Genomic DNA, 13,687 nt, shown 5'->3' with positions numbered 1-13,687 from the left:
CCGTGATGGGGCGGTCCGGATCGTCGAGGAGACGGGTAAACCGATCGCCCAGGTCGCGCGCGATCTGGGGGTCAACGAGGGCACCCTGGGCAACTGGGTCAACCGTGCGCGCGCCGAGCGCGGCGGCGAGGATGAGGCGAGCGGCGATAGTGCTGCCGAGCTCAAGCGGTTGCGTGCCGAGGTGGCCGAGTTGCGGATGGAGCGCGATGTTTTAAAACGATCGGTGGTCCTGTGGGTGAAGGAGGCGACGAAGTGATGCTGGCCCGCTTCATCGCAGAGCAGAGGACCACCTATCGAGTGCCACATACGGTCACGTGCGCGCTGCTTGGCGTGAGTATGGCGTGGTTCTACAAGTGGTTCAAGCGTTCTCAAAAGCCGGGTGCAGCAACAGGATTGCATACCGCGCGTGACTATCGGCGCGACACGGTAGACCGCGCAGTCAAGGTCAAGTTCATGACATTGCGGGGCTTGCATGGTTCCCCGCGGCTGCACGTGGACCTGCGTGAGGACGGGTGGACAGTGAGCGAGAAGACGGTCGCGGATTCGATGCGCCGGCAGGGTTTGGTGGCACGCCGGATCCGTCGCCGAAACGGGCTGACCCGGCAGGACAAGACGGCACCGAAGTTCCCGGATCTGGTGCGCCGGAACTTCACCGCGACGCGTCCGAACGAGAAGTGGGTCGGCGATATCACCGAGATCCCGACTGCGGCCGGGAAGTTGTATCTGGCGACCGTGATCGACCTCTACAGCCGCCGATTGCTGGGTGCGGCCACCAGCGTGCATCCAGACGCACCGCTCGCGTGTGCAGCAATCGAGATGGCGGTGGCCACCCGAGGCGGTAAGCAGGCCATAAGGCGTGACGAGGAGTCCGAACGGGTCATCTTCCACAGTGACCGCGGGTCGACGTACACCTCCAACAAGTTCACCAAGCTGTGCCGTCGGATGGGACTCCGTCAGTCGATGGGCCGCGTCGGGTCATGCTTCGACAATGCCGCTGCCGAAGCGTTCTTCTCTTCCCTGGAGTGGGAGGTACTGTCACGCAACGATTTCGAGACTCTTGCCGGAGCCAAGGCCGGTGTGCTTGACTGGTGTTACGGCTTCTACAACCACGTCCGCCGGCACTCCACGATTGGGATGGTCAGCCCCATCGACTACGAGAACGCTGCAGTCGCGGAGCCCGAAGCCGCATAGAGGAGTCCTCCACGATTTGGGGGGAACCACAGTTGCAGAAACCTCGCCTTTGAGCTGGACACCGGTCGTCACGTCGTACTGGGTTTCGGGGAAACTGTTCAGAGACTTCGTACCAGCGATGCCGTCAACGCGTCCGGTGAAGACGTGGGTCGACTCCGCCATGAGATTGCGGATGTCACTGAAATCGACGATGGCGTCGAAGGGTGACGTTATGGTCGTTGTCGCTGACCCGGTCGGTGCAGTGCCCTCGTTGACGGTCGTCTCTCCGCAGCCGGACACAACCATGGCTGCGCATAGAGCAACCGCAAGTAGTGCCATTCCGCGCCGACCGCTGCAGGACTGCGACCGGGTGCGGGCACTTGTGCTTGGGCTGGGCCGTTTCACGGGCCGACAGTTCGTGAATTGCGTTGGGATGCGGTCATTGCGCCACCGTCTCACACCGGCAGTGCCGCAGGAAGCGACTTGAACCCGGAGCTCGAGTCACCGGACCCGCGGCCTCGGCTGAGACGCACTGATCACTCGCTGAAATCACTCTGCTGCAACGCCTCCCATGCGAAGCGGTACTCGACGTCACCGACCTGCGTTGGGGTAACCCAATGCGCGCCCATGGCGAGCGAGCACGGGGAAGCGGGCGGTCCGGGGGCTCGTGACCGCCAGATAGGGCAAGGTAGCGAGGATGAGATCGTTCGGCGGTATCGCGACTACTTGGACGCGTGTAACCGACGGGCGTGGGATGAGCTCGGCGGATTGTTGGCAGACGTTGTGCTGGTCAATGGATGAAGCCTGACGCGCGCCGAGTACATCGCGAACGTCGTGGCGACTACTTAGATCTTTCCGGACTATCGATGGGAGATGTGCCGAGCCATTGTCGAGGGGGAACGGCTGGCGGTGTACTTATACGACACACATGTACCGCATGGTTGGCGGTGTGATCTGCGAGGTTGAAGGGGTGGTCGACAACGACCGTCTGAAAAGCCTTCGTGAGGAACCATAATCTCGTGTGCTGCCGCAGGGACTGTGGTTCCCGTGCCAAGTTAGAGAGGCCGCCCGCCTCCCTGAGTCCGGGTCCATCATGGACCCATGACGGAACAGGGCGGGTTGCTGCGAACGGTCAAGATATTGCACACGGTTGTCTGGGTTTCCGTCGAGGGCTGCATGCTCTACGTCTTCTATTCGGGCATACGTGGACGATCCGACCGTAGGGCCGGGCTCGCGGCGTCTGTCGTGGTACTGGAGACGTCAGTATTTGCTGCCAACGGATTTCGGTGCCCCCTCACCGCCGTGGCCCGCAACCTCGGAGACCCCTCTGGATCGGTCACTGACATCTACCTGCCTCGATGGCTCGCGCGAAACCTCCCCGCGATCCACGTGCCCCTGATCGTCATCGCCGTTGCGCTTCACTGGCGGAATCTCGCCGCACAGTTTCGAACTCGTAGAACTTCCGCGTCGGCCACACGGTAGTCGCGTCGGAGATGACGGCGTCGTCGTGGATGTTTGCTAATTGTTGGACGTGTCGGGGGTTTATGAATCGCGCTGTGGGGGAGTGTTATTCGTGTTTGCGCAGCAGTGGTAGGGGTGCGTCAAGTGCGGTGGATACGTCGCATGAGAGTGCGTGCGGCCGCTGTGACCAGTGGTCGGTCATGGGTGAAGGTGTACGCGAAGCGCCGGTCGGGTTCGGTAGCGGGGTCGCCCACGTCGTGGGCTATCAATGCGCCGAAATAGTGTGGGGCGGTGACGGTGATCGTCCATTCCTGCGCGAGGGGTTCGCCGGGCGTGATGGCGGTGCCGTGGACGCCGGGCGCGGGATGCGGCGGCATGTCGACGCCGAGGGCGACGACAAACGCGTGGGGGTGGACGCTCGCCAGAGCCGAAAAACGCTCGGCCACAGCGCCGGTGAAGTTGCGGGCGTGCTGGAAGGTGGCGAGCACGGTCACCGGTCCGTGGGCACCTGCGGCCGAGTCTTCGAGGTGCCGGGACAACGCGGCGAGGAGACCTTTGTGCCCCACTCTGGCGGGTAGGTGCTCGAGGATCGCCGACGGTGAGTCATGCCCACCGGCTGTGGTGCGCGCAGCGAACGGGGGAAGGGGCCGGTGCACGGCCGGTAGGTCGGTGGGCAGCTGGCCGGGTCGGCCCAGGTACCACCCTTGCCCGTATTGGGCGCCCAGGGAACGAGCTTGCAGCAGGTCGGCGGCGGTTTCGATGCCTTCGGCAACGATGAGGGTGCCGGGGTTGGTTTCGGTGTACGCGGCGATCGCCGCGATGGTCGCGGCGTCCGACGATGTGGGTCTGCGGGCGCGTATCAGCGGGCCGTCGATCTTGATGATGTCGGGTGCTACGAAGTCGAGCATATTCAGGCAGTCGGCGGTGGAGCCGACATCATCGAGCGCCACACCGATACCTTCGGCGCGTGCGCTTTCGGCGATCCCGATGACGCGGGCGGGGTCGACGAGCAGCGCCCGTTCGGTGATCTCGACGACGAGACGCCCGGCCCATTGGTGGCGGGCCGGCGCGATCTGTTGCGTCAGCGACACCGCTGGGGTGGTGTCGGCTTCAACGTTGACGAATAACGCGTATGACCCAGGCAGGGCGGCCTCATGTGCGCCCTGCAGAGCTGCCCGTTGGGCGGCGCGGTCCAGCTCATCGAGAGCTCCCGCCGCTCTGGCTGCGGAGAAGACGTCTTCGGGTTGAAGGTGTGGTGCATCGGGCCAGCGCGCCAACGCTTCGTATCCGATGGTCCGCAGATCGCTGAGGTCGACGATGGGCTGATACACGCTGGTGATCGGCGGTATGGCATGGCCAGCGACAAGAACATCAACGTTGTCGCCTGAGGCTGACATGAGTACCCGCCGTTTCCTGGACCTTGAGGTCCACGTTATCAACGTCGCAGCAGCGGTGGCCTGTGGACTTCAACCGTGTTGCGTTACCTGACTAGGGTTCGGCCGCGGACATCAACTGGCCTGAGGAGCAATAGTGCAGGGCATTGATGGTCTGTCTTGTCAGCAATCGTGCGTGATCGTTGCTCGTCTCCTGTCATGCGAGGGTCGTGGCCGGGCACTCGGTAGCTGCTGACCGGTGGCTCACACGCGGCCCGACTGCTCACGCGAACGCTGTTGTGTTGTGCTGGTGAGCCGGGTAATCCGGAACGACAGCAATTCTTCCGTCTTTTTGCCGAGGCTCGCGACGATTCCGACCTACGCACCAATCGGCGACGCGGCGCAGAGAGCCGGGCAGGCCCGTACCGTCCGCGACCTGTATGTAGGCTGCGGACTCCACTCGCGTTGCGTTGATCACGGCCTCATATGCGATGTCACGAGCACGGTTCGCAATCCACGAGGGATCCGATCGGTTCTGGTCGGTCGCGCTTTCTTCGCCGACGACGAGAATGCGGCACGAGTCCGGTGTTGAGGTTGCGTTTGCTGCGGCTGCGAGCAAGCGCTCCATCTCGGTACGCCGGGCCCACCGATGCCTCCACCGACCAAGCATTGATCTTTCCTCGGAGCCGGACGCGTTGGCTATGGTGACGACCTATGACTGGAGACCGTCTCGGTGCGAGACAGGGGAACCCTCGGCATGACCCGACCGACGGTGTCCGCTGTGTCGAGTCCGTAGTTCGGGTGGGCCAGGGTCGATGACCTCGACGACTGCACCCGAATCGACCAGCGCGTCACACACGCGATCTCTGAGGTCATTCTCGCGGCCGACGACCACCACCAACATCCTGTCAGGTCCGGTTGGCAATGTAGAGGTGCGTTGGTCGTCCACTACCGAACCGAGTAGGACGGCACTGACCTCGTTACTCCCCGGGAACAGTCGGGACAGTTGTTGGTCTGGAGCCCCCTTGGTCTGCGGTTGCTGCGGGGGTAGCGCGATGGTGGTCATTACATGATCTCCTGTGTAGCTGAGACTTTGAGGTATGTGTGAGCGGCGGCAGCGAAGCTGGCAGTGGTGTGCAACTTCGGGTGCCTGTCCGTCATCTGTCGTCGGTACGCATCATCGGCGTCCGTCGTCAGCGTGAGGATCCACGGGACGGTCTCAGGCGAGGCCTCCACCGTGTTGGTATCGAGCGTGGCCAGGATGTCGCGGGAGAGCGCCTCAAGGGTGGCCGCGGTCAGTCGGGCCGGATTGTCCGCGAAGGCCAAGCACACCTCCTGGCACTGCGGCTCGCCAAGACGTGTGACGTCGTTCTGTATGTGCCAGTGCCGCAGCAGCAGCCGGGACTCCGAATCGATCGTCGCGCTCGAGCGGCGCGCTCGTTGCGAGAACGCCGCGTCGGCAAGTTTCTCCGCATGGCACCGAAACGCGAGAATCCGCGCCCGCGTTGCGCAGATCCGAAAACAGCACTCCATGACAACCGCTTTCACGGCCACACTCCTTTGTTTATCACTTAACCGGACTCTAGCCCGGAAAAAAATAAAAGCCAGTCCGCTCTACTTGGGGACGTGTTTCCGAAAACTACTGTGGCGAAGAAGATGTGAAAATCTCGGGACGGGCAGAGGGCTACCCGGGGGTGAGTTCGCGGGCAGCTGGACTTTGTTTTTTTCTGGGCTATGGTCGGTCGGTGAGCGGCTCTTGCAGCCGCGAACACCTATGTCATTGAGGAATGATGGCGGAAAAGAATTCGAGTTCGAAGAAAAAGCGTCTAGTGCTTAAGCAGAGACGTGACCAAAAGAGGGCATTGGCGGAACGGACGGTCGTCCGGAGGCGCAAGAATGCTTGACCCCGGTCCGCGCAATCGAACACTCGCCGAGGTACTGGCCGCACTGCACGAGCACTTCTCGACCACCACGCGTCTGGACCGTCGGGCGGATGTGTTCCGCGTCGGCCACGAGGCCGGTATGCGATTCGCCAGAATCTGCGTGCTCGACAAACTGACATCTGAGGCCGGTCACACCGATGCCTCGGTACCGAGGAGACGCCGCGACCGCCGTCGCGAGAAGGCGAGCCTGCAAGCGATCGAAGGTCGGTTGACCGATGAGATCATCTGGGCCACAAAGCGTGACCCCGAATACGACGCGGGGTATATATCAGGCGTGGAATTGGCGCTGCGCTATGTGGCTCTGGCTCGGACCAACCTCGCCATGGAGGAGGCCGCGATTTCCTGTCGACCAGTTTCGTCGCCGGGATGGGTGGGGTGAATGTAGGTGACCATCCCCATTGCACCCGCCACTGGCTGACGCCCCGCACGTAGATGAAGGTGGTGCGTGCCCTTCGAGCTCGGAGGTATTGGCACGGAAGCTGGTCGGAGCTGCTAAGGGGCAATAGTGCTGACGTCCACTACATACCAAGACCGATCGGCAGGGTTCAATGCGTTCCGCGGAGCGCCGTCAGGCGGCGATGGGTTGTTCGTGCTGTGTGGTGCGCAGTTCCCAGATGGCGTAGAGGACTTCGGTGGTGTATCCGAGGTCGAGGCGTCCGCCGCCGACGGGTTCGACTGCGTCTGGTGCGATTTTCGGGTCGGGTTGCCAGCCGGTGGGAGTTGTTGTTGTGGGGGCGGTCTCGATCAACGAGCCGTCGGTGCGGTGGAAGGTGAACCGCTGGTGTCCGAGTGCGGTGATGGTGAACTCGCCGTGGTGGAGTGCGCGGTGGTGGGTAGAACACAACAGGACCAGGTTGTCCGGGTCGGTGGTGCCGCCGTTGCGCCAGAAGCGGACGTGGTGGGCGTGCAGGTGTCGGGTGCGACCGCAGCCCGGGTGCCGGCACCCGCGGTCTCGTTCGAACAGTGCGCGGAGCAATGACCGGGTGGGTAGGCGGCGTTTGCGACCCCAGGTCATCGCCACACCCAACTTGCCAGTCTTGTCGCGCCGGTGTCTGACGGTGCGTGTTGACCCACCGCATGCCGCCTCATCTGTCTCGGTTTCCGAGACCGCCGGACCGCCGTCGAGGTGCGGTTCGGTCTCGGAGTCCTCGGCATCGGTGTGGATCACGATTTCGGCTCCGGGCGCGAACTCGGGCATGTCGATCATGGTCGCGACCGAGTCGGCCATCGCGACGACCGCCTCGGCGATGTTGGACGGCACATGCCGCCAGAGATCTGGTTTCGGCGTAGCGGTATCGGTGGGCGCACTGTCGAGGACTTCCGTAGGAAGATCAGGATCGGTGCAGGTGCGGGTGCGTTCGTATTCACTGCGCACGATGCCGGCGAGAAGTCGGGCGCCGTCGATGGGTCGCAGTCGCATGGTCACCGACAGTGTTCCGTCGTCGTTCCACCGCCACCGGGCGTCGGATTCGGCTGGTTTCGTTGCGCTGTCGTCGTCGCGGTGGTCGATGTGTTTGATGGATCGAACGAGGTGCTCGACCTGTGCCGCCGTTGCTGACAGCGCTACTGACAGCAATTCGTGTTCGCGGTCGATGGTGGCGACGCGGGTCAGTGCGCGGACTTTCGAGTACGACAGTCGCCCGTCGTGGAATGCGGTGTGCAGGTGTGGCAGCTCGGTGAGTGCGTGGGCGATGCGCAGGTGGTCTTGGGCGGTGCGTAGTGACAGTCCGGTGCGCCAGGAGAGCCATTGTGGGCAGGAACGGATTCCTTCGCCGTTCCAGACCCCGCGGTCGTCGAACTCGACGAGCAGGTCGAAGAACTGTGCGGTCAGGGCCGCGATCTGACTGGCGTATCCGACGACTCGTTCGGTGAGTTGAACGTCTGATAGCCCTGCGGGATCGGCTGTGTCGAAGATGTTCGATGACCCGTGCACCACTCCGAACGGCTGCGATTCGATTGCGTTGACCGACACTTCTGCCCCCTGATGACCCTTGATTCAGTTCTGCGGTGACAGTATCCGGACCCACCGACAATGAGGTTGCGGTGCGCTCCGCGGAACGCGGCGGCGAGCGCTGATGGGGGATAAACGACTAATGCAGGGACATGAAGCGGGTTGCGGCACAGAGGCTGCTCGGTGCCCCCGGTCAGACTCGAACTGACACTGGACGGGTTTTGAACTTGCCGTCGCGGATGGTTGCTGATTGGTGGCGTTGTTGGGTGTTTGTGGATCATGCAGCGGGGGAGCGGTGCTGTGGGTTGGTCGTTTAGCTCAGCTGACAATGCTAGGAATACTTCGTCGGAGTTCCTTCGATGGTGCCGTCGGCATGGGCGATCAGGTGCTGCGCACGCCACCGCGGTCCTGTTGTTGTTCCCCCGCAGCCCGGCGCATCGCCTGCGCCTCTGGTCACGTCTGGCTACAGACGGTGGGCGTTTTCAGTGATCGGCGGGTGCGGCGTGCACGGCGTCGGGTCCGTGGATTGCCGGACCGTAGTGTTCAGCGAAGATTTTGGCTACTAGTTCGCCTCGGCTTGTGACGGACAGTTTGGTGAACACGGCTTTGAGGTGGTCGCGGACGGTGTGTACCGATACGAATAATTCGTCTGCGATCTCTGCGTTGGGTAGTCCTCTGGCGACGGCCTGAGTGATCTGTTGCTCGCGCGGGGTCAGGCTGTACGCCTCGACGATGATGGGTGCGATTTGAGCCGAGTTGGCTGGTTCGATGACCACCGCGGTGTGACCGGGTGTGCCGTCGGCGTTCTTCAGTGCGGATGCGTGCAGGATGAGCCACCGGCCGCCGGCGCTGCGCAGTCGTACTCGGGCAGGTCCGTTGCCCCGCCCGGCTGCGGTGGCTTGAGCGCGACCGAGGATCGACCAGATCGGTGCCATCAGGGGGTGCGTGGCGGGTACGTCCCACGGGGATTGGGTCAGTTCGCCGAGCCATCGTTCTGCTTGTGCATCAAGGGAACACAGCGTACCGTTCGCGTCGTAGAGGGCGGTACCGGGACCGTCCGGGGTGGTGGCGGCGGTCTCACGTGTCGTTGTCGCTAGCGTGGCCAGACCGATTGCCATCTCGGCGCCGAATCCGGTCACCAGTGCGACCTCGCGTTCGGTGAAGGGTTGTTGCCCTTGGTCGCGGAACAGGTCGACAACGCCCCATGTGCTCTCACCGACCCGGAACGCGGCGCGAAGCTGGTCGCTGTAGCCGCGGGGTTCGAGCAGGTCGCGGTAACGTTTGCTGCGCTGTGGTGCGCTGTCGGTGGCGTCGAGCAGTGTCCCGCCACCGGTATTCGATCGGGCCAGGTCGCGGAACAAAAGGACGTCTTCGTTGGTGAATTCGTAGGTCCAATAGTCTTCGCATTGCCCGGGATCGATGTTCTCGATGCGCACCGGTGTTGTCGGCAGCACCGTGGCCGGATCGGTTCCGAACCAGCATGATCCGTCGAACGGAACCGCTGTGCGTAGGCGCCGCGATGCCACCTCGAACAACTCACCGCCCAGCCCGACCGTGGCGACCTCAGACCCAGCCCTGGGCAGTGTGCCGACGCTGGCGATGAACCCAGGGTCGTGCGGTCGGGGTGCGGGCGAACCCTTGTCGGTGGGGGCAGTCATGCGGGCAACCCTCCTCGCTCTGGGCGGCTGTGGCAATCCCCCGTCTGTAGGGGATGGAGGCGCAAACGCCCTCGTCGTGCGGGATGGGTTGTCGCACTGTTTTTCTGGAGTCTGGTGAGGCACCGGAACGGGACATCCGTCCGGTCGACGTAGAAGTAAACACCGAGGAACCCTCCGAGATGACCAGCACCACTAGCTCCACCTTCACCTTGTTCGACCATTCGATCGACGGATCGGTCGTCTGGCCCGATGACGACGGGTGGGATGCCGCCCGGGCGGCGTGGCAGTTGACCGTCGACCAACAACCCCTCGCCGTGGTCATACCGGCTTCAGACAACGATGTCGTGCGGACCGTCCGGGCAGCACGATCTGCCGGCGTGCAGGTCGCAGCCCAGGGGACCGGCCACAATGCCGGACCGCTCGGTTCGCTGAACAACACTGTGCTGCTCAAACTCTCGGAAATGAATAGCGTACGGATCGACGTCGCCGACCGTATCGCGCGGGTGGGAGGAGGGACGCTGTGGGGAGCGGTGACTGATGCGGCAGCTGAGCATGGCCTGGCCGCGTTGGCTGGCTCGGCGCGCGATGTCGGCGTCGTCGGGTACACCCTGGGCGGTGGACTGTCGTGGTTCGCCCGGTCGCACGGCCTGGCCAGCAATCACGTGGTGGCGGCCGAAATCGTCACGGCCGACGGTGCCCTGCGGCGGGTCGACGCGGTCGACGATCCGGACCTGTTCTGGGCCATCCGCGGCGGCGGCGGCAACTTCGGTGTCGTGACGGCCCTCGAGTTCCGACTGTTCCCGATCCCGACTGTCCAGGCCGGAGCGCTGTTCTGGCCGATTGAACGCGCCTCCGACGTGCTGCACGCATGGCGCGAATGGACGGCCACCGTCCCGGGCTCTGTCACCTCACTCGGGCGGGTGCTGCAATGTCCCCCGATCCCCGAGATGCCCGAATCGGTGCGAGGTCGCGCTCTGGTGACCGTCGAAATCGTTGGCCAGGTCGACGCCAAGACCATGGACGCCCTCATCGCGCCACTTCGGTCCCTGTCGCCGGAGACCGACACCGTCGCGCCGACACCGGCCGGCGAGCTCGGCCACCTGCACATGGACCCACCCGGTCCGGTTCCGGCGACCGGCGACGGACTTCTGTTGACAAGCCTGCCCAGCGAGGCACTCGATGCGTATCTGTCGGTAGTCGACTCGCACAGCCGATCTCCGCTTCTGACCACCGAGATCCGCCACCTAGGCGCGGCAGTGCGGCCCGGAGCACCGGGCGGAGGTGCGGTATCGGGTATTGATGCCCGATTCGCGATCTATTCCGGTGCGATCACCCCGACACCGCAGACCCGGGCAGCGGCGCGTGAGCACCTCGATCGCCTCGCGACGGTCGTATCTCCCTGGGCCGCAGACACCTCCTACAGCAACTTCGCAGAACGCCCGGACACCGGCGACCGCCTCTACGGCGTCGACGATCACCGGCTGCTGCGCGCGATCAAGGAAAACTACGACCCGACCGACGTGTTCCGTGCCAACCACCACGTCGCTCCCGAGGCACTGCGCGCCGACATCGAAGCGGGTCTGACATGAAACTCGGAATCTGCCTACCCCAGATGGGATCTCAGAGCGATGGACGGCAGGTGGCATCGTTCGCCGCCGCCGCCGAAGATCTTGGTTACGAGTCGCTCTGGGTCAGCGACCGCGTCCTGGCCCCACGTGAACCGTCGGATCTGTATCCCGTCGGTGGTACATCGCAGCATCCCTATCCAGCGCAGTTCACCGCTGTACTGGATCCCATCGTCACCTTGACCGCCGCTGCCGCGAGCACGACGTCGGTCCGGTTGGGCATGTCGACACTCAATGCGTTGTGGCACAACCCACTGCTTCTCGGCCGATCTTTGACCTCACTCGATTTGGTGTCGGGCGGTCGACTTGACGTCGGGATCGGATTAGGTTGGCTGCAGGACGAATACGACGCCGTCGGCGTGCCATGGACCGGAAAAGCAGCCCGGTTGGACGAGATCCTCGACGTGCTGCGCGCGCTGTGGAACGACAATCCCGTCGAGCATCACGGCCCCCTGTTCGACATCACGTCGTCCTACAACGACCTGACTCCGGCGCAACGCGGAGGGCCACCCCTACTGTTGGGTGGATTCGGCGCGGCCGCCCTCGAGCGGGTGGGTCGACGCGGCGACGGATGGCTGCCCGTGTGGGGACTGCCGGCGCAGTACTTGGCGTCCCTGTGGCAGATCGCGCGATCAGCCGCTGAAGATCGCGGCCGCGACCCCGATTCGCTGCGCCGGGAGATGCGTATCAACATCGCTCCCGGTCAGACGATGTCCGACGTCGCGACGATCTGCGACGAGATCGACGCCATGGGCATCGAGAGCGCCTTCGTCGACCTCAACTACGTCACCGACACTGTCGAAGCCGCAGTGCTGCTGGCAGCCGACCTCATGGTCTGCCGAGAGGGATCACCCGCCGGCGTAGGAGGCTAAGTGGTCTGAGCCGTTAGTTCGTCGGGGGTATTTGCCAGGCTGTCGGGTCGCCGAGGTAGAGCCCGCATGCGGTGTCGAGTGCGTCTTCAGGGCTGCCGGTGAAGTCGCCTGTAGGCAGCAGCGAATCTTCGTACTTGCCCTTGGACGCGAGGTGGATCGCGAAGCCCCATCTGCTAGCGGAGCCGTTGTATCGCAGCCGCATCAACACCAGGACCGACTCGTCCGGTAGTACACCGTCGACGTAGGCGAACGCGCCACGAAATCGGACGTTGACTCGCGCGAGTTGCGGCCACCTCGTTCGGGCGTGGCCGCTGAGCTTGAGGCGCAGTGAGCTTTTCGTCGATTCCGGTGGTGTCGGCACGCATCCGATCGTGCCCGATCCGTGTGGTCCACCCAACATTTCGCGGATCATCGGCGTGCCGCGGCCCGAGACAGGTGTGACTCAGGTGTCCTTTTGAGGCATGAGTGACAAAACCGCTCGACCCTCGGCCTGCGTGATCGTCCTGTCCACCAGCGACCGTCAGGTTCTCGAAACATGGGTGAGGTGTGGGTCGACACCGCAGAAGACAGTGCTGCGGTCTCTGATCGTGCTGCTCGCCGCGGACGGCTGCACCAACGCAAGTATCGCCATCGAACTCGACGTTCATCCCGACACGGTCCGTAAGTGGCGCAGCCGGTTCCACCATCACGGTATCGATGCCCTCGCCGACGCACCACGGTCGGGCCGGCCACCGATCTACACCCCCGCTGACATCGCTGCAGTGAAAGCGTGGGCGTGTCAGATCCCGGCCGATCACGATATTCCGATCGCACGGTGGTCCACCCCGGAACTCGCCGCCCAACTCGCACGCGACGGCATGACCGTCTCGGTGTCGACGGTGCGCCGGTGGCTGGACGAGGATGCGCTCAAACCGTGGCAGCATCGCTCCTGGATCGCCGCCCGCGACCCGAACTTCGAGATGAGAGCATCTGTCGTTCTCGACCTGTACGCACGCCGCTACGCAGGCAAACCGTTGGGCAGCAACGAGTTTGTGATCTCGGCCGATGAAAAGCCGTCGATCCAAGCCCGCGACCGCTGCCACCGCACCACCGCCGCCGCACCAGGTCGCCCGATGCGCGTCAGCCACGACTACCGCCGCCGCGGCGCGCTCACCTACCTCGCTGCCTACGACGTCCACACCGCACGGGTCTTCGGCCGCTGCGAGCAAAGCACCGGCATCACCGAGTTCACCGCCCTCGTCGATCAGGTCATGACGAGCGAACCGTACGCGTCCGCCGACCGGGTGTTTTGGGTCGTCGACAACGGCTCCTCGCACCGCGGACAAGCATCGATCGACCGCCTCACCGCCCGATACCCGAACGCGGTCATGGTGCACACCCCGGTGCACGCATCATGGCTCAACCAAGTCGAGATCTACTTTTCCATCGTCCAACGCAAAGTCCTCACGCCCAATGACTTTCCCGACCTCACCTCAGTCGAGAACCGGTTGCACACCTTCGCCGAACGCTACAACCGCACCGCCGAACCCTTCGCCTGGAAATACACCCGCCGGGACCTCCACCGCCAACTCAAACTGATCGATCAAAGCAGCGAGGCGGCATGACCCCCCGACGAACTAACGGCTCAGACCACT

The 13,687-nt window shown here is 63.8% G+C and carries 11 protein-coding genes; 6 read left to right on the top strand and 5 right to left on the bottom strand.

Features of this window, described 5'->3' with window-relative positions; translation table 11 throughout:
- Positions 1–256: transposase (locus tag BFL43_RS00850; RefSeq protein ID WP_084889703.1), on the top strand; the 256-nt coding region annotated here is incomplete at its 5' end.
- Complete coding sequence (locus BFL43_RS00845) at positions 253–1,191, top strand: IS3 family transposase (RefSeq protein ID WP_084889697.1); 939 nt, start codon at positions 253–255, stop codon at positions 1,189–1,191. The genes BFL43_RS00850 and BFL43_RS00845, both read left to right, overlap by 4 nt.
- 1,580 nt (positions 1,192–2,771) lie before the next feature.
- On the opposite strand, the gene BFL43_RS00835 is transcribed toward BFL43_RS00845, so the two are convergent.
- Positions 2,772–4,028 carry an EAL domain-containing protein gene (locus BFL43_RS00835; protein ID WP_084889856.1) on the bottom strand — a complete coding sequence of 419 codons (1,257 nt, stop codon included), beginning with the start codon at positions 4,026–4,028 and terminating at the stop codon, positions 2,772–2,774.
- A 1,041-nt stretch (positions 4,029–5,069) separates the two neighbouring features.
- The gene (locus tag BFL43_RS29110; RefSeq protein WP_206186590.1) at positions 5,070–5,552 is read right to left on the bottom strand and encodes a hypothetical protein; all 483 of its coding nucleotides are present in this window, start codon (positions 5,550–5,552) and stop codon (positions 5,070–5,072) included.
- A gap of 348 nt (positions 5,553–5,900) precedes the next feature.
- Here BFL43_RS29110 and BFL43_RS00815 point away from each other — a divergent pair, with 348 nt between their 5' ends.
- Positions 5,901–6,326, top strand: a complete 426-nt coding sequence (locus BFL43_RS00815; RefSeq protein ID WP_084889851.1) for a hypothetical protein — start codon at positions 5,901–5,903, stop codon at positions 6,324–6,326.
- A 189-nt stretch (positions 6,327–6,515) separates the two neighbouring features.
- Here BFL43_RS00815 and BFL43_RS00810 read toward each other — a convergent pair whose 3' ends face one another.
- Together BFL43_RS00810 and BFL43_RS00805 are read right to left on the bottom strand one after the other, a co-directional pair.
- Positions 6,516–7,919 carry a DUF222 domain-containing protein gene (locus tag BFL43_RS00810; RefSeq protein WP_346425927.1) on the bottom strand — a complete coding sequence of 468 codons (1,404 nt, stop codon included), beginning with the start codon at positions 7,917–7,919 and terminating at the stop codon, positions 6,516–6,518.
- 461 nt (positions 7,920–8,380) lie between these two features.
- A complete protein-coding gene (locus BFL43_RS00805; RefSeq protein WP_084889849.1) occupies positions 8,381–9,556 on the bottom strand; it encodes a LuxR C-terminal-related transcriptional regulator in 1,176 nt (391 codons plus the stop codon).
- A gap of 179 nt (positions 9,557–9,735) precedes the next feature.
- Here BFL43_RS00805 and BFL43_RS00800 point away from each other — a divergent pair, with 179 nt between their 5' ends.
- Both BFL43_RS00800 and BFL43_RS00795 read left to right on the top strand, forming a co-directional pair.
- Complete coding sequence (locus tag BFL43_RS00800; RefSeq protein ID WP_084889847.1) at positions 9,736–11,145, top strand: FAD-binding oxidoreductase; 1,410 nt, start codon at positions 9,736–9,738, stop codon at positions 11,143–11,145.
- Positions 11,142–12,053 (top strand): TIGR03619 family F420-dependent LLM class oxidoreductase, encoded by a 912-nt coding sequence (locus tag BFL43_RS00795; protein ID WP_084889844.1) that lies wholly within the window; start codon positions 11,142–11,144, stop codon positions 12,051–12,053. Before BFL43_RS00800 ends, BFL43_RS00795 begins: the two co-directional genes overlap by 4 nt.
- Positions 12,054–12,066: 13 nt before the next feature.
- Here the strand turns inward: BFL43_RS00795 and BFL43_RS00790 are convergent, their stop codons facing one another.
- A complete protein-coding gene (locus BFL43_RS00790) occupies positions 12,067–12,414 on the bottom strand; it encodes a hypothetical protein (RefSeq protein ID WP_084889720.1) in 348 nt (115 codons plus the stop codon).
- Positions 12,415–12,514: 100 nt separating this feature from the next.
- Between BFL43_RS00790 and BFL43_RS00785 the strand changes: the two genes are divergently transcribed.
- The gene (locus BFL43_RS00785) at positions 12,515–13,657 is read left to right on the top strand and encodes an IS630 family transposase (RefSeq protein WP_084889713.1); all 1,143 of its coding nucleotides are present in this window, start codon (positions 12,515–12,517) and stop codon (positions 13,655–13,657) included.
- The last annotated feature ends 30 nt before the right edge of the window (positions 13,658–13,687 follow it).

Origin of the sequence: Williamsia sp. 1135 (assembly GCF_002095395.1) — a bacterium.
GTDB lineage: Bacteria > Actinomycetota > Actinomycetes > Mycobacteriales > Mycobacteriaceae > Williamsia.
Note: the sequence above shows the minus strand (reverse complement) of the source record. Positions and strands in the feature narration are given on the sequence as shown.